18 protein-coding genes and 1 pseudogene are annotated in these 21,291 nt (G+C 52.4%); 8 read left to right on the top strand and 11 right to left on the bottom strand.

Translation table 11 applies throughout. The annotated features are described in order from the left end of the window. Positions 1–5: 5 nt before the first annotated feature. The 3 genes from yacG to coaE are packed head-to-tail and all read right to left on the bottom strand — an operon-like array spanning position 6 to position 1,573. Positions 6–200, bottom strand: a complete 195-nt coding sequence (gene yacG, locus HV350_RS20295; protein WP_049269180.1) for a DNA gyrase inhibitor YacG — start codon at positions 198–200, stop codon at positions 6–8. A gap of 9 nt (positions 201–209) precedes the next feature. Then, positions 210–953 carry a cell division protein ZapD gene (zapD, locus tag HV350_RS20290; RefSeq protein WP_016151705.1) on the bottom strand — a complete coding sequence of 248 codons (744 nt, stop codon included), beginning with the start codon at positions 951–953 and terminating at the stop codon, positions 210–212. Next, on the bottom strand, positions 953–1,573 hold the full coding sequence (gene coaE / locus HV350_RS20285) for a dephospho-CoA kinase (protein WP_046275369.1): 621 nt from the start codon (positions 1,571–1,573) through the stop codon (positions 953–955). The genes zapD and coaE overlap by 1 nt, the downstream gene beginning before the upstream one ends. Before the next feature lie 225 nt (positions 1,574–1,798). On the opposite strand from coaE, the gene HV350_RS20280 reads away from it, so the two are divergent. After that, positions 1,799–2,842, top strand: coding sequence for a GMP reductase (locus tag HV350_RS20280; RefSeq protein WP_003829510.1), 1,044 nt, complete (start codon positions 1,799–1,801; stop codon positions 2,840–2,842). Between the two features lie 55 nt (positions 2,843–2,897). Here the strand turns inward: HV350_RS20280 and hofC are convergent, their stop codons facing one another. The 4 genes from hofC to nadC form a co-directional block, all read right to left on the bottom strand. Further along, on the bottom strand, positions 2,898–4,100 hold the full coding sequence (gene hofC / locus HV350_RS20275) for a protein transport protein HofC (RefSeq protein WP_181629216.1): 1,203 nt from the start codon (positions 4,098–4,100) through the stop codon (positions 2,898–2,900). Next, positions 4,090–5,475 carry a type II secretion system protein GspE gene (gene gspE / locus HV350_RS20270; protein WP_181629215.1) on the bottom strand — a complete coding sequence of 462 codons (1,386 nt, stop codon included), beginning with the start codon at positions 5,473–5,475 and terminating at the stop codon, positions 4,090–4,092. The genes hofC and gspE overlap by 11 nt, the downstream gene beginning before the upstream one ends. A 9-nt stretch (positions 5,476–5,484) precedes the next feature. Next, on the bottom strand, positions 5,485–5,922 hold the full coding sequence (gene ppdD, locus HV350_RS20265; RefSeq protein ID WP_181629213.1) for a prepilin peptidase-dependent pilin: 438 nt from the start codon (positions 5,920–5,922) through the stop codon (positions 5,485–5,487). Between the two features lie 242 nt (positions 5,923–6,164). Next, positions 6,165–7,058: a carboxylating nicotinate-nucleotide diphosphorylase gene (nadC, locus tag HV350_RS20260; protein WP_047358402.1), complete on the bottom strand. Its 894-nt coding sequence runs from the start codon at positions 7,056–7,058 to the stop codon at positions 6,165–6,167. An 87-nt stretch (positions 7,059–7,145) separates the two neighbouring features. On the opposite strand from nadC, the gene ampD reads away from it, so the two are divergent. Together ampD and ampE are read left to right on the top strand one after the other, a co-directional pair. After that, positions 7,146–7,709 carry a 1,6-anhydro-N-acetylmuramyl-L-alanine amidase AmpD gene (gene ampD, locus HV350_RS20255; RefSeq protein WP_016151712.1) on the top strand — a complete coding sequence of 188 codons (564 nt, stop codon included), beginning with the start codon at positions 7,146–7,148 and terminating at the stop codon, positions 7,707–7,709. After that, a complete protein-coding gene (gene ampE / locus HV350_RS20250) occupies positions 7,706–8,560 on the top strand; it encodes a beta-lactamase regulator AmpE (RefSeq protein ID WP_016155697.1) in 855 nt (284 codons plus the stop codon). Before ampD ends, ampE begins: the two co-directional genes overlap by 4 nt. Before the next feature lie 81 nt (positions 8,561–8,641). Here the strand turns inward: ampE and HV350_RS20245 are convergent, their stop codons facing one another. From HV350_RS20245 to aroP, 3 genes are all read right to left on the bottom strand, one after another. Further along, the gene (locus HV350_RS20245; RefSeq protein ID WP_181629211.1) at positions 8,642–9,592 is read right to left on the bottom strand and encodes a family 43 glycosylhydrolase; all 951 of its coding nucleotides are present in this window, start codon (positions 9,590–9,592) and stop codon (positions 8,642–8,644) included. Next, positions 9,592–10,998: an MFS transporter gene (locus HV350_RS20240; RefSeq protein ID WP_016151715.1), complete on the bottom strand. Its 1,407-nt coding sequence runs from the start codon at positions 10,996–10,998 to the stop codon at positions 9,592–9,594. Before HV350_RS20240 ends, HV350_RS20245 begins: the two co-directional genes overlap by 1 nt. A gap of 157 nt (positions 10,999–11,155) precedes the next feature. Continuing rightward, positions 11,156–12,529, bottom strand: a complete 1,374-nt coding sequence (gene aroP / locus HV350_RS20235; RefSeq protein ID WP_087121850.1) for an aromatic amino acid transporter AroP — start codon at positions 12,527–12,529, stop codon at positions 11,156–11,158. Positions 12,530–13,093: 564 nt separating this feature from the next. On the opposite strand from aroP, the gene pdhR reads away from it, so the two are divergent. The 5 genes and pseudogenes from pdhR to traT form a co-directional block, all read left to right on the top strand. Next, complete coding sequence (gene pdhR, locus HV350_RS20230) at positions 13,094–13,858, top strand: pyruvate dehydrogenase complex transcriptional repressor PdhR (protein WP_003018699.1); 765 nt, start codon at positions 13,094–13,096, stop codon at positions 13,856–13,858. Positions 13,859–14,020: 162 nt separating this feature from the next. After that, the gene (gene aceE, locus HV350_RS20225; RefSeq protein ID WP_016151717.1) at positions 14,021–16,684 is read left to right on the top strand and encodes a pyruvate dehydrogenase (acetyl-transferring), homodimeric type; all 2,664 of its coding nucleotides are present in this window, start codon (positions 14,021–14,023) and stop codon (positions 16,682–16,684) included. 14 nt (positions 16,685–16,698) lie between these two features. Continuing rightward, positions 16,699–18,591, top strand: coding sequence for a pyruvate dehydrogenase complex dihydrolipoyllysine-residue acetyltransferase (gene aceF, locus HV350_RS20220; protein ID WP_016151718.1), 1,893 nt, complete (start codon positions 16,699–16,701; stop codon positions 18,589–18,591). A gap of 175 nt (positions 18,592–18,766) precedes the next feature. Beyond that, positions 18,767–20,191 carry a dihydrolipoyl dehydrogenase gene (lpdA, locus tag HV350_RS20215; RefSeq protein WP_003018686.1) on the top strand — a complete coding sequence of 475 codons (1,425 nt, stop codon included), beginning with the start codon at positions 18,767–18,769 and terminating at the stop codon, positions 20,189–20,191. Between the two features lie 58 nt (positions 20,192–20,249). Next, positions 20,250–20,441, top strand: a pseudogene (gene traT, locus HV350_RS20210) (complement resistance protein TraT); the annotation flags it as partial. 50 nt (positions 20,442–20,491) lie between these two features. On the opposite strand, the gene HV350_RS20205 reads toward traT, so the two are convergent. Continuing rightward, positions 20,492–21,286 carry a DUF2950 family protein gene (locus HV350_RS20205; protein ID WP_047499851.1) on the bottom strand — a complete coding sequence of 265 codons (795 nt, stop codon included), beginning with the start codon at positions 21,284–21,286 and terminating at the stop codon, positions 20,492–20,494. Positions 21,287–21,291 lie beyond the last annotated feature (5 nt).

Below are 21,291 nucleotides of genomic sequence, written 5' to 3'. Positions count from 1 at the left end.
CTGAATTACTTCTGCTCTTCACTCCAGTCGTCGTTTTCCGACAGATCACCAGAGCTTGGGATACGTTTCTCTTCTGCGGCCCACTCACCCAGATCGATTAACTGGCAGCGCTTGCTGCAGAATGGGCGAAACGGGCTGATTTCACCCCACACTACGGGTTTGCCGCAGGTTGGGCAGTTGACGATGGTTTGTTCAGACATGTTGACTCCTTAACAGCACGCCAGATCAAAATCGAGACGCTCAGGCACCTGGCCATTCTCGCTATCCAGCGGCATAAAGCGGATAGCAAAGCGGCTCTTATGACCAGAAATTTGCGGATAAAGCTGCGAATCAAGCGGCAGCTGCAAGCGAAGCAGATCGGCATCTTCGCCGTTGTCCTGATAAAAACCATTCAAGCTGGTTTGCTTACGGAATGGCGCAGAGTTGCGAATTAAATCCAGCACCAGCGACAGTGCCTGATTGAGCGGATTCAGACTTGCAAGCCAGGTTTCAACCTGCGCGTCGCGATGCGACTGCGGTAGATGTAACCAAATATGCAGGGTCGGCAGATCGAAGCTGCAGCATCCGCCAGGAATGCTTAAACGCTGACGTACAAGGCCAATCAGACGATCTTCGCGCAGCGTCTGTCCAATACGCGGAGCCGAAATAAGAATGCTGCCCGCGCTTTTTAACTGCTGGCGCAATGCGTCGATCCTGTTTTGATCGACGCCGGGAACTTCAACCCAGGCCTGGAGTTTACGCTGTTGTCTTTCCAGCTCTTTGAGGAGTTCGGTACGGACTTCGCCGCGTTCAAAGACATCCAGTAAGTCCCCGATGTTGCGGAAAAAATGCAGTGCGCCTGCATGGTCCGCTATGGGTACATTAACGGAGAGCTGTTGGATTAAAAACTCTATGCGCAGCCATGTACGCATCTTCTCATTGAGAGGGTGTTCAAAAAGGACCTGGGTGTGCATTACGGTTTTTCCTGTGAGACAAACTGCAACGCGCATTGCAGATAGAGCGCGTGCAGGCGGGCGACATCCGAGGCGATGGCCTCCGGTGCGCCATTATTATCAATAACATCGTCTGCCACGGCCAGACGCGCTTCGCGCGTTGCCTGGGCAGCAAGAATTTGTTCAACATGCTCACGCGTGACGTCATCGCGCTGCATAGTGCGTCTGAGCTGTGTCTCGGGAGTAACATCCACCACGAGTACGCGGTTGGCTTTTTTATACAGCGAATTTTCCACCAGCAAAGGTACAACCCACAACAGATAAGGGGAGGTTGCTTGCTGAAACTGGCGCTGCGTTTCCTGCTGAATAAGCGGATGGAGCAGGGCATTCAGCCAGCTTTTCTCCTCAGGACTGGAAAAAATGCGTTCGCGTAAAATGCGTCGCTGCAACGATCCGTCGGTAGCTATAACTTCGGTACCAAAATGTTCTTCGATCGCCTTAAGGGCTGGGGTACCGGGTTCAACCACCTGGCGCGCAATAATATCTGCATCAATGACGTTTATTCCGAGGTCTGCGAACGCATTTGCAACGGTACTTTTACCACTGCCAATGCCACCGGTTAAGGCTACCGTATACCTCATAGATGCAGATCCTGGAGTTTAAGTTTGATTATCAAACAGTTAAAAGTTAAGCGTGCGACGGCGAGGTTGCTGCAGGATTAACCTACTATTCGCCAGGTAAATTTATGGGATTGTAGCGTAAAAAAAGAGAATTTCGCAGTCTTGCGCGGCATTGATTAGTGCGTATGATAGCGTCACTGGAGTTGTGAGTTTCGATTTTTCGCCATTAACCCCAGGAATCCGCACATGCGTATCGAAGAAGATCTGAAGTTAGGTTTCAAAGACGTTCTTATCCGCCCTAAGCGTTCTACTCTCAAAAGCCGTTCCGATGTTGAGCTGGAACGTCAATTTACCTTTAAGCACTCAGGTCAGACCTGGTCCGGCGTACCGATTATTGCCGCGAACATGGACACTGTCGGGACGTTTGCCATGGCAACGGCGCTGGCATCCTTCGACATCCTGACTGCGGTACACAAACACTATTCTGTTGAAGACTGGGCTGCTTTCATCGCAGAGAGCTCTGCTGATGTGCTCAAACACGTAATGGTTTCAACCGGCACCTCTGATGCAGATTTCGAAAAAACCAAACAGATTCTGGCGCTCAACCCGGCGCTGAACTTTATCTGCATTGATGTGGCAAATGGCTACTCAGAGCATTTTGTTCAGTTTGTGTCGAAAGCGCGTGAAGCATGGCCGACAAAAACAATTTGTGCGGGCAATGTGGTTACTGGAGAAATGTGTGAAGAGCTGGTACTTTCCGGCGCGGACATTGTTAAAGTCGGCATTGGCCCGGGTTCTGTATGTACCACACGTGTAAAAACCGGCGTTGGCTACCCACAGCTTTCTGCGGTTATTGAATGTGCCGATGCAGCTCACGGTCTGGGCGGCATGATTGTCAGTGACGGCGGCTGCACAATGCCGGGTGACGTGGCAAAAGCGTTCGGCGGTGGCGCGGACTTCGTTATGCTCGGCGGTATGTTGGCCGGTCATGAAGAAAGCGGCGGCAAAATTGTTGAAGAGAACGGTGAGAAATTCATGCTGTTCTACGGCATGAGCTCTGAATCAGCCATGACGCGTCACGTCGGTGGTGTTGCACAATACCGCGCTGCGGAAGGTAAAACAGTTAAGTTGCCTCTGCGTGGCCCGGTTGATAACACTGCACGCGATATCCTTGGTGGCCTGCGTTCTGCCTGTACCTATGTCGGTGCATCTCGCCTGAAAGAACTGACCAAACGTACAACGTTTATTCGTGTACAGGAACAAGAAAACCGCGTTTTCAATAGCCTGTAAGAACAGGTAGTACTATGACATGCCGGATAAGCTGTGCGCCATCCGGCATTTGAATTTATCCCACCCCGCTCATCGCATCTCCTAAATGAAAAATCGGCAAATACATCGCAACGACCAGTGTACCGATTATCAGCCCCGTAATGATCAGCAACGCAGGCTCGAGTAGTGCAGCCAGATTCTCTGCCTGAGACAATGTTTTCTCGCCGTGGTGATAGGCGAGATTACGCAGCATTACATCCAGCGAGCCGGAAGCCTCACCTGTTCTGACCAACTGTATGCACAATGGGCTGAATTCACCGCAATTTTTTAGCGCTAACCAGACCGGTTTTCCGGCGCTGATGTCGTGATGTACCTGCGCTAAGCGTTGCGACCAGAAAGGGTTGGCCAGCGTTTCAGTGACGCTCTCAAGACCTTGCAGAAAAGGAATACCTGCATTTTGCGTTAACGCCAGAACAGTGAAGATCTGTGTGAGTTTTTGCCCTCTCACCATCGGTCCTATGACCGGGAAGCCGAGCAGCAATTTCTGGCGCAGAGTGAGCCAGTATGGCTGCTGCTTCATCAGGTGATATGCTGCAACCGCTACCAGGCTGAATGCTCCCGCCAGCCATCCCCATTGGCTGCTAAAATGCGCGATGGCAATAATCCACTGAGTGAGTGCCGGTAGCGGGGTGTTAAACGTCTGGTAAATGGCGGCAAACTCAGGGAGTACAAACTGCAGCATCGCGAATACCACCATCACTGCCATCGTGATGATGAATATCGGATAGCGTAGGGCTTTTTTAACTTTATCCGCCAGTTGCTGTTGATTCTTCTGCTGGCGAGCGAGTTCAAAGCAGCAGTCGTCCAGCTTACCCGTAAGCTCTCCGGTACGGATCATTGCCTGATAAAGAGGCGGAAAAACGTGTTGCCACTGAGATAGCGAGGTGGAGAGAGAAATACCCTGTTCCATATCGTGAGCCAGCGTGCGCAGTAGCGCTTGCCATTGGCTGCTGGGATGCTGTTCAGCCAGCAAAGCTAAACTTGCCGAGAGTGTTAGCCCTGCTTTCAGCAACGTCGCCAGTTGATGTATGGTTTCAGCGCTTTTTTCACGGCTCCATTGTGAGGCTTTGACACGCATACGATTAATGCGCAGCGGCGTAATATGCCGTTGCTCAAGTGCAAGCATCAATGAGGGGCGGGTATCGGCCCAAAGTACGCCTTCCAGTGGATTACCTTCGTTGCTAATACCTTGCCAGCGCCAAAGCAGTTTAGCTGACATGGGGCATGCCCAGTACGCGTACCAACTCTTCAAATGTTGTTAACCCTTGTTCGACGGCCTTGCAACCATTTTCGAAAAGCGTGCTCATCCCCAGTTGCTGAGCATTCGATTCCACTCCGTCTACGGACGTACCGTTGGCGATGCTCTGGCGCAATGCAGGTGTAACGGGGAGAACTTCAAACAATGCCGTACGGCCATAAAATCCGTGATAGCAATGTTGGCAGCCCGGAGCCTGCCAACGAGGCAGTGGCGTAGGCCAGATCGCTTCCGGGAGCATGATCGGCGTTTCCAGACATTGTCGGCAATGGGGACACAATTTTCTCACCAACCGCTGCGCAATAACGAGCGTTAGCGCGGAGGCGATCATCCAGCGTGCAACCCCCATTTGCTGCAAGCGTATTAGTGTTTCTGTGGTGGAATTGGTATGCAGTGTTGATAGAACCAGATGACCGGTTTGTGCGGCTTTAAGGGCTATTTCAGCCGTTTCGCCATCACGGATTTCACCCACCATGATAATGTCGGGATCCTGGCGCAGCAGCGCGCGCAATACTCCCTGAAAAGTGAGACCGGCACGTGGATGAATTTGTGTTTGGTTAAGACCTGCGATCGGGATCTCTACTGGATCTTCCACGCTACAGAGGTTAACGTCCGGAGTGTTTCGGGTCTGCAGCGCACTGTACAGCGTGACCGTTTTACCGCTTCCGGTTGGTCCGGTGACCAGAATCAGCCCCTGAGGCTGCTGCAACGCTTGTGAAAATGCTGCCAGCTGCGCGTCCTGCATTCCCAGCGCGGTGATTTCCAGCGCTTGATCGACCTGATGCAGTAGCCGTAGCACCACTTTTTCGCCAAAGCGACAGGGCAGGGTGGCGATGCGAAACGAGACCGGCTCTCCTGAAATCTCAACGGTAAATTGACCGTCTTGCGAAAGTCGGTGCTCGGCAATATCCAGACTGCCTAAAACTTTTAGTCTGGCAGTGATGGCGATACCCATCTCGGTCGTGACGTCCGGTAAAGCATGCAGTACGCCATCCACACGTAATCTGATTCGATAGTGATTTTCCGCTGGCTCAAAATGAATATCAGAAGCCCGTTGCACCAGAGCGGATTGAAACGTCTGATTCAGCAAATCTGCTGCGCTGGCGCTGCTTTTCGTGACCACTGCCGGGAGCATTTTCTGTGGCGTGTGCGTGTGGCCTTCCATTTGTTGACGCGTCCAGCAGACGATGTCGATACGTCGGGTGGTGGCAAAATGCAGTGCGTCCAGCAATTCGTGGGATGGAGCGTCCACGACGGCGATGTGCACCACTTCATTGTCTGCATCCAGTAATATTCCCTGATGACGTTGGCACAGCGCCGTAAGTTGGGTGGTATTCATCTCTTTTCCTTAATTGATATCGAAACGGAAAACGTCTTCACAGGCCTGTTGCAATGCGCTGTCATTCTGGATAACGCAGTTACGGCTCCAGCCAGTAATACCGTTGGCATTGTCCCAACCCGGCGTCATGGTGATGCTTAACCCGTTCAGGCTTTCTTGTCCGCTGAGGCTGACCACTCCTTTTTCAACTCTCATGGCGGAGACATAACGGGTGGTGGCTGGAGAAGGGATGCCATTCGTTCCGGCATCACAGGTTGTTGTTCCGCCATGCTCCAGCGCACAGAGCTCAACTGCCGTGCGATAGGGAACAAAGGTTTGCAGCATGTCTGTTAACGCGGCTTTGCGCAGATAGTTTTGATAAGCCGGAATACCGATGGCGCTAAGGATGGCAATAATGCCAATGACCACCATGAGTTCGATAAGTGTGAAGCCTCGTTGCTTGTCCATCGTTCGCTCCTTGAGTTAGCTGGCGCTACTTTGGCAAACGCTCGGGTTTACGGCGAGAGGCAAAAAACAGAACGGGAAGGCGGGTTCCGAGGATTTTTATGAAATTACAGAGTCAGACAACGTATTTGCGAAGAGGCTCGAAGAAACAGCCGTATGGCGGCGTAAACGCTTATCCGGCCGATAGAAAAACCGGCGTGATGGGCCCGATAAGTGAAAGTACTATCGGGCTAAACCATCAGTAATTAGCGAAAACGCATAGAGAGATCGAGCGCGCGAACATGCTTGGTCAGCGCGCCAACAGATATGAAATCCACGCCAGTTTCGGCAAATTCGCGCAGAGTTTCATGAGTGACGTTACCCGACACTTCCAGACGCGCCTGGCCGTTGGTGCGTTTTACCGCTTCCCGCATTTGGTCAGTTTCGAAGTTATCGAGCATGATGATGTCGGCCCCTGCTTTCAGCGCGTCGTCCAGTTCATCCAGGCTTTCTACTTCGACTTCAACCGGCACATCCGGGTGCAGCCAGAAGGCTTTTTCAACGGCCTGACGTACCGAACCTGAAGCAATAATGTGGTTTTCTTTAATCAGGAAAGCGTCAGAAAGGCCCAGACGATGATTCGCGCCGCCGCCGCATAATACGGCGTATTTCAGCGCGGTACGCAGCCCCGGCAGAGTTTTACGTGTATCCAGCAGTTGGGTTTTTGTTCCCGCCAGCAGGTCGACGTATTTACGCACCTCGCTCGCCACACCCGAAAGCGTCTGTACAAAATTAAGCGCGGTACGTTCGCCGGTTAGCAGCACGCGGGAAGGGCCGTCCAGTTCAAATAGCGGCTGATTGGTCTTAATGCTGTCGCCATCTTCGACATGCCAGGTGATGTTGACATCATCGCCCGCCAGTTGAATAAAGACCTCTTCAACCCAACGTTTTCCACAAAAAACGCCATCTTCGCGGGTGATCACGGTGGCGTGGGAGCGCATCTCCGCGGGTAAAAGCTGTGCGGTGATATCGTTATTGGCATCAACTTCTCCGCCTAAATCTTCACGCAGCGCCTGAGCTACAGCGGCAGGGATATCCAGATTTATGCGTTCCAACAGCGCGTCACGTCGGTAGTCAGGGTTATAGCGGCGAGGCGGCATGATAAAACTCCAAATTGCTAACGAATCATAAGGTGGAAACATGCTACCCTGAACCTGATATGAGCACCACCAATAAGGAGATTCTGCATGTTGTTAGACGAGGGCTGGCTGGCAGAGGCGCGACGCGTTCCCTCTCCTCATTACGATTGCCGCCCGGATGACGAAAACCCTTCTCTGCTGGTGGTGCATAATATCAGCCTGCCGCCCGGCGAGTTTGGCGGCCCGTGGATCGATGCGCTGTTTACGGGCACGATTGATCCCAATGCCCATCCTTATTTTGCCGGGATCGCCCATTTGCGCGTTTCGGCACATTGTTTAATTCGCCGTGACGGTGAAATCGTGCAGTATGTCCCCTTTGATAAACGCGCCTGGCATGCTGGCGTGTCGAACTATCAAGGCCGCGAACGCTGTAATGATTTCTCAATTGGTATTGAGCTGGAAGGGACGGATACGCTGGCTTATACCGATGCGCAGTATCAGCAACTGGCAGCCGTGACGAATGCCCTGATTACGCGTTATCCGGCCATTGCCAACAACATGACAGGACATTGCAATATTGCGCCCGAGCGTAAGACCGATCCCGGGCCCTCTTTTGACTGGGCAAGGTTTCGCGCCCTGGTCACCCCCTCGTCGCACAAGGAGATGACATGACGCTGTTTACAACATTACTGGTGTTGATTGTTGAACGCCTGTTTAAGCTGGGTGAGCACTGGCAGCTTGATCACCGGGTTGAAGCTTTTTTCCGCCGGGTGAAGCATTTTTCGATGATGCGTACGGTAGGCATGGCCCTTATTGCGATGGGGGTGACGTTCCTGCTGCTGCGCGCACTTCAAGGCCTGCTGTTTAACGTGCCTTTGCTGGTGGCGTGGATCTTAATTGGTTTGCTGTGCATCGGCGCTGGCAAGACGCGTCTTCATTATCATGCCTATCTGAATGCGGCTGCTCGCGATGACGCTCACGCCCGTGAAGCGATGGCCAGCGAGCTGACCTTGATTCATGGGATTCCGCCTGAGTGCGATGAGCGTGAGTTCTTGCGTGAACTGCAGAACGCGCTGTTATGGAACAACTTTCGCTTTTATCTGGCGCCGTTATTCTGGCTGATTGTCGGTGGCCCGTGGGGACCGGTGACGCTGGTGGGTTATGCCTTTCTACGTGCCTGGCAGTCCTGGCTGGCGCGCTATCAGACGCCGCACCAGCGTTTACAATCAGGTATCGATGCGATCCTGCATGTGCTGGACTGGATCCCGGTGCGCCTGGCGGGTGTCGTCTATGCGCTGCTGGGGCACGGCGAGAAGGCGTTGCCTGCCTGGTTTGCGTCGCTGGCGGATCTGCATACTTCGCAATATCAGGTGCTTACTCGCCTTGCGCAGTTTTCTTTAGCGCGTGAACCACATACCGATAAAGTCGCAACGCCAAAAGCCGCGGTTTCGATGGCGAAGAAGACCTCGTTTGTGGTGGTGGTGGTCATTGCCGTGCTGACCATTTATGGAACATTAATTTAAGCCATTATTAGTGGATGGCGCTGCGCTTATCCGTCGAGGAAAAAAATTGGCCCGGTCGCTTTGTGCTTGCGGGCCAATCTTTCAAAGCGTATCAGCGGGTGGGATGCCAAAATCTGGCATCCCGTTTTCGTTCCAGCGCACCAGCTTCAGACGAGTGTGGCGGTTTGGGTCGTACAGCGGATCGCCCTCGATTTCAGTGTAATTTCTCGCGTGGTACACCAGCACATCTTCTCCTTCCGGCGTTTGCGTAAAGCTGTTGTGTCCCGGCCCGTATTGGCGGTTTTCGTAGCTGGTGGTAAAGACCGGGCGCGGCGATTTGTGCCAGTTCTGCGGGTTGAGCGGATCGGCATTGAGATCAATCCACAATAATCCCATACAGTAGTTCTCATCGGTGGCGCTGGCGGAATAGCTGATAAACAGCTTATCGCCGTGAACCATGACGGCCGGGCCTTCGTTGACCCAAAAACCCCGGCATTCCCAGTCATACTCTGGATGACTGAGCATTACCGGCTCGCCTTTAATCGTCCATGGATTTTCCAGTTCGGCGAGATAGATATTGGAGTTTCCGGCGATATCGGGGGATTTCTGCGCCCACAGATACCACTGTTTTCCCTGATGGTTAAAGGTGGTGGCATCGAGCGCGAAGGTATCAAACTGCGTTTTAATCTGCCCTTTCTCTGTCCATTGGCCGGTCAGCGGATCGGCGTCTGCACATTCGAGCGCAAACATACGGTGCTGGAACATCCCCTGCTTGTCTAGCGCCTGTGTGTGGGCGGCGGCAAAATAGATGTACCACTTGCCTGCCAGACGATGGATCTCAGGTGCCCAGATCAGCTGGCTCATGGGGCCGTTTTCTGGTTTGCGCCAGACGACAACCGGGATAGCGGTGCGTAACCCTTCCAGCGAGTCCGCCCGGCGGGTCTCCAGACGATCGTATTCGGGCACTGAAGCAATGAAATAGTAGTGGCTACCGTCACGTAAAATAAACGGGTCGGCACGCTGTTCAATAAAGGGATTTGGCCACTGATTCATTAGGCTTTCCTTACGTTTTCAGTCGTTTTTATATCGTGGTACTCATTCAGTTCACGGTAGTTGGCGCGGCGCTTTTCTAAATCTGTCTGGATTTGTTGCATAAACTCGCGGTCAACTTTCAGCAGACGAACTACGCCTGCGGTAATCAGGTAGCCTACACCCGGTATGATGGTAAACAGCAACATAATACCGTTAATGGCGGAGTCGCTTTGCGCTTTCGCCCCTGCGTCGTAGCCGTACCAGGAGAGCAGGAAACCAACCATCGCTCCGGCAATCGCCAGGCCCAGTTTCAAGAAGAACAGGTTGCCGGAGAAGCTGATTCCGGTGATACGTTTACCGGTTTTCCACTCGCCGTAATCATCGACATCCGCCATCAGCGACCAGTGCAGTGGGGATGGGATCTGATGCAGAATGTTGAGCAGGAAGTAAAGCACCATAATCATCATGGTGGCTTTAGGATCGAAGAAGTAAAACGCGCCGGAGAAAATCGCCAGGATGATATTGGTCCAGAAGAAGACTTTCAGTTTGCACCAGCGATCGGTTAACACCTTCGCCAGCATGCTGCCGATCATCATGCCCACAACGCCAAGGCTGATAAACAGCGTTGCGAACTGCGTGCTTTGCTGCATAACCCAGGTTACGTAGTACATGGTGGCGGCCATGCGAATAAAGCCCGGACAGACGTTGCACAGGGTTAACAGCAGGATTTTTACCCACTGATCGTTCTTCCATACGTCTTTCAGGTCGGCTTTTAAATCGTCGTTAGTCGGGACGGCAGGACGTACGCGCTCACGGACGGTTGCAAAGCAAAACAGGAACATACACATGCCGATGAAGGCCAGCACTGCCATCGCCATCTGATAGCCTTTAGCTTTGTCTTCCCCGCCAAACCAGTCCGCCATTGGCAGTAAGGTGAGGGAGAGCAGCAGGGTTGCAATTCCTACCAACACAAAGCGATATGACTGGCAGGCGACACGTTCCTTTGGATCGTTAGTGATGACGCTGCCGAGCGAGCAGTAAGGGATGTTGATCGCCGTATAGGTGATAGAGAGCAGGAAGTAGGTGACGAACGCATAGATTACTTTGCTGTTATATGTCCACTCAGGGGTGGTAAACATGAGTACGCTAAATAATGCGTATGGGAAAGCCATCCACAAAAGCCATGGACGAAATCGACCATATTTGCTGCGGGTGCGGTCGGCCATTGCGCCCATAATAGGGTCGGTAACGGCATCTATAACGCGTACTGACAGCAGTAACACGCCGACCAGGGCCGGTGCCAGGCCAAAAATATCGGTGTAAAAATAGTTAACAAACAACATGATGGCGCCAAAGATGATGTTGCATCCGGCGTCGCCCATTCCATAGCCGATCTTTTCTTTCACCGTGAGCTTACTGGTTTCCATCAACTGCACTCCATTAATAAGATATGGAGATAATTATTGTCTGGCAGAGGTGTTTTTGCGTTGCAGGATAACGCCAGTGATATGGACGAAACAGTCGTGAGTGGGAAAGTGTGAGGCAGGTAACAACCCCCACCTGATGCAGGTGGGGGAGGGAGAATTAATGCGCTTTAGCTACTTTGGCGGTTTTCTGTTTGCACAAATAGCCGATGCCAAGAATGGCTATCCATACCGGGATTAAGTACACCGAAATCGCCATGCCCGGCGTCATCAGCATAATCACCAGCACTGCAGCCATGAAAATCAGACATACCCAGTTACCAAGCGGATAGAGCAGCGCCGGGAAACGGGTGGTAACGCCTTGCTGCTGTTTGGCTTTGCGGAACTTCATGTGCGCCAGGCTAATCATTGCCCAGTTGATCACCAGTGCGGAAACCACCAGCGCCATCAGCAGGCCAAAGGCGGATTCCGGTGCCAGATAGTTGATCAGTACACACAGAGCCGTAACCAGCGCGGAGACCAGAATGGTGTTCACCGGTACGCCGCGTTTGTCGACGTTCATCAGCGCTTTTGGCGCGTTGCCCTGCTGTGCCAGACCAAACAGCATACGGCTGTTGCAGTATACGCAGCTGTTATAGACAGAAAGGGCAGCGGTCAGCACTACGATGTTCAGAGCATTGGCAACAAAGGTGTCGCCCAGCTCGTGGAAAATAAGGACAAACGGGCTGGTATCAGCCGTGACGCGCGTCCACGGCATCAGGGAAAGCAGAACAGCCAGCGAACCTACATAGAAAATCAGGATACGGTAGATAACCTGGTTGGTTGCTTTGGGAATGCTTTGCTCCGGGTTATCGGCTTCTGCTGCGGTGATCCCGACCAGCTCCAGCCCACCGAAAGAGAACATAATAATAGCCATCATCATCACCAGACCGGTGAAGCCGTGCGGCAGGAAGCCACCCTGACTCCACAGGTTACTGACGCTGGCCTGCGGGCCGCCGTTGCCGCTAAACAGCAACCAGCCGCCGAACAGAATCATCGCAACCACGGCAATGACTTTGATAATGGCGAACCAGAACTCCATTTCCCCAAACACTTTCACGTTGGTCAGGTTGATGGCGTTGATCAGTACGAAGAAGGCTGCAGCAGAAACCCAGGTGGGGATCTCCGGATACCAGAACTGGATGTATTTACCTACGGCAGTCAGTTCAGCCATGGCAACCAGGACGTACAGTACCCAATAGTTCCAGCCAGAAGAGAAGCCCGCAAAACCGCCCCAGTATTTATAAGCAAAGTGGCTAAAGGAGCCTGCAACCGGCTCTTCAACTACCATTTCACCTAATTGACGCATAATCAAAAAGGCGATAAAGCCGGCAATTGCGTAACCCAGAATAATACCCGGTCCTGCAGACTGGATAACGGATGCGCTACCGAGGAATAACCCGGTACCAATCGCGCCACCCAGCGCGATTAGCTGTATATGGCGGTTCTTAAGACCGCGCTTGAGCTGATCGCCATGCTGTTGACTTTCCATCATTAAACCTCGTGTGTGGTTTTACTCTTCATATTTCGAGTACTTATTTTTTGAACTACGCAGCAATGCGTGTGTAAGTTTGCAATTCCGTTTGTTGTATTTATTTGTTTACAGATGCTTTAGATAAAATGTTGCCTCAATGCTTTTGTCTTGATCAGAATAATGATATGCGAGCGCGAATGCACCTGCTTTATGCGAGCAAGATGACGAGTCGAATAAAAAGAAACCATTTGTAAATGCGAGTTTATCTACCACAAAATTTCCATTTTGAATTTTTATTCACTAATTGTGGCTAATGTGTCGATAAATAATCAGGTGAATCGGTTCAGATGAGATATTTTTTCGTTTCAATTCCGTTAAAACTACCCCGTGGTGGGTAAATTTAACATTTGTGCATAGTTACATGTTTGAAACGTTATTTCTGTAATGTTGTTAAAATATGCCTCCTTTACTGATTTCAATCAAAACCTGTATGGACAGAAGGTGAATACTTTGTTACTTTAGCGTCAAGAACATGAAATTGGTAAGACCAATTGACTCCGGGCAAATGGCTTAAGACAGGAAATCATGGCCTACAGCAAAATCCGCCAACCAAAACTCTCCGATGTGATTGAGCAGCAGCTGGAGTTTTTAATTCTTGAGGGGACACTTCGCCCCGGAGAAAAACTCCCACCGGAACGCGAGCTGGCAAAACAGTTCGACGTCTCCCGCCCCTCCTTACGCGAGGCGATCCAACGCCTTGAAGCGAAGGGGTTACTGCTTCGTCGTCAGGGCGGTGGCACTTTTGTTCAGAGCAGCCTGTGGCAGAGCTTTAGCGACCCACTGGTAGAGCTGCTCTCCGACCATCCTGAATCCCAGTTTGACCTGCTTGAGACGCGCCATGCGCTGGAAGGTATTGCAGCCTATTACGCTGCACTGCGCAGCACGGATGAAGACAAAACGCGTATCCGTGAACTCCACCATGCGATCGAGCTTGCTCAACAGTCCGGCGATCTTGACGGCGAATCTGACGCGGTACTCCAGTATCAAATTGCTGTCACCGAAGCGGCACATAATGTGGTGCTGCTCCATTTGCTAAGGTGTATGGAGCCAATGCTGGCCCAGAACGTTCGGCAAAACTTCGAATTGCTGTATGCGCGTCGCGAGATGCTGCCGCTGGTGAGCAGTCACCGTACCCGCATCTTTGAAGCAATTATCGCCGGGAAGCCTGAAGAAGCGCGTGAAGCGTCTCACCGTCACCTGGCGTTTATCGAAGAGATTCTGCTGGACAGGAGCCGTGAGGAAAGCCGTCGTGAACGCGCCTTACGCCGTCTGGAGCAACGAAAGAATTAGTGATTTTTCTGGCAGAACGTTAACCAGAAGATGTTGTAAATCAAGCGCTATCGAAAGGCGCGGCAACTAAACGCAGAACCTGTCTTATTACGCTCTCTGGTGAGAACGTAATGGGACAGGTTCCAGATAACTCAACGTATTAGATAGATAAGGAATACCCCCATGTCAGAACGTTTCCCAAATGACGTGGATCCGATCGAAACTCGCGACTGGCTACAGGCGATCGAATCGGTCATCCGTGAAGAAGGTGTTGAGCGTGCTCAGTATCTGATCGACCAACTGCTTTCAGAAGCTCGCAAAGGCGGCGTGAAAGTAGCGGCAGGTGCTGGGGCCAGCAATTATGTAAACACTATTGCCGTTGAAGATGAACCGGAATACCCGGGCAATCTGGAGCTGGAGCGTCGTATTCGTTCTGCTATCCGCTGGAACGCCATCATGACCGTACTGCGCGCGTCTAAAAAGGACCTTGAGCTGGGTGGCCACATGGCATCCTTCCAGTCCTCCGCAACGGTATATGATGTCTGCTTCAACCACTTCTTCCGTGCACGCAACGAGCAGGATGGCGGCGATCTGGTTTACTTCCAGGGCCACATCTCTCCGGGCATCTACGCTCGCGCATTCCTGGAAGGTCGTCTGACTGAAGAGCAGATGAACAACTTCCGTCAGGAAGTACATGGCAAAGGCCTGTCTTCCTACCCGCACCCGAAACTGATGCCGGAATTCTGGCAATTCCCGACCGTATCTATGGGTCTGGGCCCGATCGGTGCAATCTACCAGGCTAAATTCCTGAAATATCTGGAACACCGTGGCCTGAAAGATACCTCTAAACAAACCGTTTACGCCTTCCTGGGCGACGGCGAAATGGATGAGCCAGAATCTAAGGGTGCTATCACCATCGCGACCCGTGAGAAACTGGACAACCTGGTCTTTGTTATCAACTGTAACCTGCAGCGTCTTGACGGTCCGGTCACCGGTAACGGCAAGATTGTTAACGAACTGGAAGGCATCTTCGCGGGCGCTGGCTGGAACGTTATCAAAGTCATGTGGGGCGGTCGTTGGGATGAGCTGCTGCGTAAAGATACCAGCGGTAAACTGATCCAACTGATGAACGAAACCGTTGACGGCGACTACCAGACCTTTAAATCCAAAGATGGCGCATACGTACGTGAGCACTTCTTCGGTAAATACCCGGAAACCGCAGCCCTGGTTGCTGACTGGACTGACGAGCAGATTTGGGCTCTGAACCGTGGTGGTCACGATCCGAAGAAAGTCTACGCTGCACTGAAGAAAGCGCAGGAAACCAAAGGCAAAGCAACTGTAATCCTGGCCCATACCATCAAAGGTTACGGCATGGGTGACACCGCCGAAGGTAAAAACATCGCTCACCAGGTTAAGAAAATGAACATGGACGGCGTGCGTTATATCCGCGACCGTTTCAACGTTCCTGTGACCGATGAGCAGGTTGAAAACCTGTCTTACATCACCTTCCCGGAAGGTTCTGAAGAGCACACTTATCTGCACGCTCAGCGTCAGAAACTGCACGGCTATCTGCCTGCTCGTCAGCCGAACTTCACCGAGAAGCTGGAACTGCCTGCTCTGGAAGACTTCGGTGCGCTGCTGGAAGAGCAGAACAAAGAAATCTCCACCACTATCGCTTTCGTTCGTGCCCTGAACGTGATGCTGAAGAACAAGTCGATCAAAGATCGTCTGGTTCCGATCATCGCTGACGAAGCGCGTACTTTCGGTATGGAAGGTCTGTTCCGTCAGATCGGTATCTACAGCCCGAACGGTCAGCAGTACACCCCGCAGGACCGTGAGCAGGTTGCTTACTATAAAGAAGACGAGAAAGGTCAGATCCTGCAGGAAGGCATCAACGAACTGGGTGCTGGCGCATCCTGGCTGGCTGCTGCGACCTCCTACAGCACCAACGATCTGCCGATGATTCCGTTCTACATCTACTACTCCATGTTCGGGTTCCAGCGTATCGGTGACCTGTGCTGGCAGGCAGGCGACCAACAGGCTCGCGGCTTCCTGGTAGGGGGAACTTCTGGTCGTACGACGCTGAACGGCGAAGGTCTGCAGCACGAAGATGGTCACAGCCATATTCAGTCTCTGACTATCCCGAACTGTATCTCTTACGATCCGTCTTACGCGTACGAAGTTGCGGTCATCATGCACGATGGTCTGGAGCGTATGTACGGTGAGAAACAAGAGAACGTTTATTACTACATCACCACGCTGAACGAAAACTACCACATGCCGGCAATGCCAGCAGGTGCCGAGGAAGGTATCCGTAAAGGTATCTACAAACTCGAAACCCTCGAAGGTAAGAAAGGTAAAGTTCAGCTGCTGGGCTCCGGTTCTATCCTGCGTCACGTGCGTGAAGCAGCACAGATCCTGGCGAACGACTACGGTGTAGGTTCTGACGTTTACAGCGTAACCTCCTTCACTGAACTGGCGCGTGATGGCCAGGATTGTGAACGCTGGAACATGCTGCACCCGATGGAAACTCCGCGCGTTCCGTACATCGCTCAGGTGATGAACGACGCTCCGGCAGTGGCATCTACTGACTATATGAAACTGTTTGCCGAACAGGTTCGTACTTATGTACCGGCTGATGATTATCGCGTACTGGGTACTGACGGCTTCGGTCGCTCTGACAGCCGTGAAAACCTGCGTCACCACTTCGAAGTTGATGCTTCTTATGTGGTTGTAGCGGCCCTGGGCGAACTGGCTAAACGTGGCGAAATCGATAAGAAAGTGGTTGCTGACGCAATCATCAAATTCAACATCGATGCAGATAAAGTTAACCCGCGTCTGGCGTAAGAGGTAAAAGAATAATGGCTATCGAAATCAATGTACCGGACATCGGGGCTGATGAAGTTGAAATCACCGAGATCCTGGTCAAAGTAGGCGACAAAGTTGAAGCTGAACAGTCGCTGATCACCGTAGAAGGCGACAAAGCCTCTATGGAAGTTCCGTCTCCTCAGGCAGGTATCGTTAAAGAGATCAAAGTCTCTGTTGGCGACAAAACTGAGACCGGCAAACTGATCATGATTTTCGATTCCGCCGATGGTGCAGCAGCCGCTGCACCTGCTCCGGCAGAAGAGAAGAAAGAAGCCGCTCCGGCAGCAGCACCTGCTGCGGCAGCGGCGAAAGAAGTACACGTACCGGACATCGGCGGTGACGAAGTCGAAGTTACCGAGGTTATGGTTAAAGTGGGCGACACTGTTGCGGCTGAACAGTCTCTGATCACCGTTGAAGGCGATAAAGCGTCGATGGAAGTTCCGGCGCCGTTCGCGGGCACCGTTAAAGAGATCAAAATCAACACGGGCGACAAAGTGTCTACCGGTTCTCTGATTATGGTCTTCGAAGTTGCAGGCGCAGCGCCTGCTGCAGCACCGGCTCAGGCGGCAGCTCCAGCAGCAGCGGCGGCTCCGGCAGCTTCTGGCTCGAAAGAGGTTAACGTTCCGGATATCGGCGGTGACGAAGTTGAAGTCACTGAAGTGATGGTTAAAGTGGGCGATAAAATTGCCGCTGAGCAGTCACTGATTACCGTTGAAGGCGATAAAGCGTCGATGGAAGTTCCGGCACCGTTCGCGGGCACCGTGAAGGAAATCAAAATCAGCACCGGTGACAAAGTCAAAACCGGTTCTCTGATTATGATCTTCGAAGTTGAAGGCGCAGCACCTGCTGCCGCTCCAGCTGCCGCGGCTGCTCCAGCCTCTGCAGCTGCACCGGCTCAGGCTGCTAAACCAGCCGCAGCTCCGGCCGCGAAAGCGGAAGGTAAATCTGAGTTCGCTGAGAACGACGCTTACGTTCATGCAACACCGCTGATTCGTCGCCTGGCGCGCGAGTTCGGTGTAAACCTGGCGAAAGTGAAAGGTTCTGGCCGTAAAGGTCGTATCCTGCGTGAAGACGTTCAGGCTTACGTGAAAGACGCTATCAAGCGTGCTGAAGCTGCTCCGGCAGCAGCAGGCGGCGGTATTCCGGGCATGCTGCCTTGGCCGAAAGTGGACTTCAGCAAGTTTGGTGAAATCGAAGAAGTGGAACTGGGTCGTATCCAGAAAATCTCTGGTGCTAACCTGAGCCGTAACTGGGTGATGATCCCGCACGTTACTCACTTCGACAAGACCGATATCACCGATCTGGAAGCGTTCCGTAAACAGCAGAACGCCGAAGCTGAAAAACGTAAACTGGATGTGAAATTCACGCCAGTGGTCTTCATCATGAAAGCCGTTGCCGCCGCTCTGGAACAGATGCCGCGCTTCAACAGCTCTCTGTCTGAAGACGGTCAGCGTCTGACCCTGAAAAAATACATCAACATCGGTGTCGCGGTAGATACGCCGAATGGTCTGGTTGTTCCGGTCTTCAAAGACGTGAACAAGAAGAGCATTACCGAGCTGTCTCGTGAACTGACCACCATCTCCAAGAAAGCGCGTGATGGCAAGCTGACCGCTGGCGAAATGCAGGGCGGTTGCTTCACCATCTCCAGCATCGGTGGCCTGGGTACGACCCACTTCGCGCCGATTGTGAACGCGCCGGAAGTGGCTATCCTCGGTGTCTCCAAGTCCTCTATGGAGCCAGTGTGGAACGGTAAAGAGTTTATGCCGCGTCTGATGATGCCGATTTCGCTCTCCTTCGACCACCGCGTAATCGACGGTGCTGATGGTGCGCGCTTTATCACCATCATCAACAACATGCTGTCTGACATTCGCCGCCTGGTGATGTAAGCGAAAAAGCCGGCCCGACGGCCGGCTTTTTTCTGGTAATCTCATGAAGTCAGTGAGGTTATTGTGCGAAAGACAAATCGGTTGCCGTTTGTTGTTTCAAAATTGTTAACAATTTTGTAAAATACGGGCGGATAGAACGACCCGGTGGACGACGGGTATAAATTAAGAGGTCATGATGAGCACTGAAATCAAAACTCAGGTCGTGGTACTTGGGGCAGGCCCTGCAGGTTACTCTGCTGCCTTCCGTTGCGCAGATTTAGGTCTGGAGACCGTCATCGTAGAACGTTACAGCACCCTCGGTGGTGTTTGTCTGAACGTCGGCTGTATCCCTTCTAAAGCGCTGCTGCACGTAGCAAAAGTTATCGAAGAAGCCAAAGCGCTGGCTGAACACGGTATCGTTTTTGGCGAGCCGAAAACCGATATCGACAAGATTCGTACCTGGAAAGAAAAAGTTATCACTCAACTGACCGGCGGTCTGGCGGGTATGGCCAAAGGCCGTAAAGTGAAAGTGGTTAACGGTCTGGGTAAATTTACCGGGGCAAACACCCTGGAAGTTGAAGGTGAAAACGGCAAAACCGTGATCAACTTTGACAACGCGATCATCGCGGCGGGTTCCCGTCCGATCGAACTGCCATTCATTCCGCATGAAGATCCGCGCGTGTGGGATTCCACCGATGCACTGGAACTGAAAACTGTTCCTAAGCGCCTGCTGGTAATGGGCGGCGGTATTATTGGTCTGGAAATGGGTACCGTTTACCATGCGCTGGGTTCAGAGATCGACGTGGTTGAAATGTTCGACCAGGTTATCCCGGCTGCCGATAAAGACGTGGTTAAAGTCTTTACCAAACGCATCAGCAAGAAATTCAACCTGATGCTGGAAACCAAAGTAACCGCCGTTGAAGCGAAAGAAGACGGTATCTACGTTTCCATGGAAGGCAAAAAAGCGCCTGCTGAAGCTCAGCGTTACGATGCAGTGCTGGTGGCTATCGGTCGTGTACCGAACGGCAAAAACCTCGACGCGGGCAAAGCTGGCGTTGAAGTTGATGACCGTGGCTTCATCCGCGTTGACAAACAGCTGCGTACCAACGTGCCGCACATCTTTGCTATCGGCGATATCGTCGGTCAGCCGATGCTGGCGCACAAAGGTGTTCACGAAGGTCACGTTGCCGCTGAAGTTATCGCCGGTAAGAAACACTACTTCGATCCGAAAGTTATCCCATCCATCGCATACACTGAACCAGAAGTTGCATGGGTTGGCCTGACTGAGAAAGAAGCGAAAGAGAAAGGCATCAGCTACGAAACCGCCACCTTCCCGTGGGCTGCTTCTGGTCGTGCTATCGCTTCCGACTGCGCAGACGGTATGACTAAACTGATTTTCGACAAAGAATCTCACCGTGTTATCGGTGGTGCGATTGTCGGTACCAACGGCGGTGAGCTGCTGGGTGAAATCGGTCTGGCGATCGAAATGGGTTGTGATGCTGAAGACATCGCGCTGACCATCCACGCGCACCCGACTCTGCACGAGTCTGTGGGCCTGGCGGCAGAAGTGTTCGAAGGTAGCATCACCGACCTGCCAAACCCGAAAGCGAAGAAAAAGTAATCTTCCCGCTTTTGTGAAAACGCCTCTTCGGAGGCGTTTTTTTTGCCTGAAAGCTACCAGTTCTGGTAACGTTGCCGCACTGCGCCAGGGCACGTCCGGTATCAAGCTGCAAACCAGCAGCGCGCAGGGCGATCGCGCAAAATACCAGACCCGCGTCGTGTCTAATGCCAACAAAGTGAACCTGAAGTTCGAAGAAGCGAAACCGGTTCTGGAAGCGCAGCTGGCGAAATCCGTCGCTAACATCCTGTAATCTCTCGTGAGTTGGCCGGAGCCCCGGTCAACTCACTATTTGACTGGCATTCAGGGCGCTACGGGCTGCCAGTTTTTATCCAGATGATATGCGGTTAACGCCTCGGCTTTCTGCTGTGCATCAGCGCCGAGATCGGCCTGATAGACTTTATCATCACCGTTAATCATAAAACTCATAACGCCAGTGTGATCGTAGCTGACGGGCCAGGCAACCATCGCAAAGCCGCTGGTTTTATCGGGAAGGATACGGAAACGATAGCCGTGATAGCCCGTGCCAGGCTCCTGCGGACTAAAGGCCGGGCCAAGCGGGCTTGGCGCTTCGCCGGGCGAAACAGGCCAGTACAGACCATCTTTTTTCCCTTCAGAACTGACAATCTTTTGCGCGTATTTTTGGTTCATCGCAAAGTAGCTTTGCTGAGCATCAACATAGGCGTGTAATGCTTCAATAGCGGCAAGTTCGTTGCGCCCAATCTCACGGGTCAGGATCTCTTCGGCCGCTTCCTTGATATCAAATTGCCAGCCGGAAGCGGTTTTAACAACCGGGATCGGCAGTTGCCAGTCGCTGTCCCCGACCACCAGGTGCGCGCTATTGCCGTCGATGACAGTATTATGGCGGACCTTCCAGTCGCGCAGGAAGCGATCAACCGCATCAGGATCGACGCCTTCCGGTGGCAGAAACTCGCGCCAGTTTTCCCCGAGCAGGTTGTTCATCGCGCTTTCATTCTGCTCGCTTATCGCGGTTGCCAGGGCATCGGTCGCCTGGTCTGGTGTGCTGAAGGATTGCTGTGCCATCGCGGTGGTCGAAACCATGAATAACACCATTCCACTGAGTAGTTTATTTTTCATGTCGG

Source organism: Citrobacter sp. RHBSTW-01013, from assembly GCF_013781985.1.
GTDB lineage: Bacteria > Pseudomonadota > Gammaproteobacteria > Enterobacterales > Enterobacteriaceae > Citrobacter > Citrobacter braakii.
Note: the sequence above shows the minus strand (reverse complement) of the source record. Positions and strands in the feature narration are given on the sequence as shown.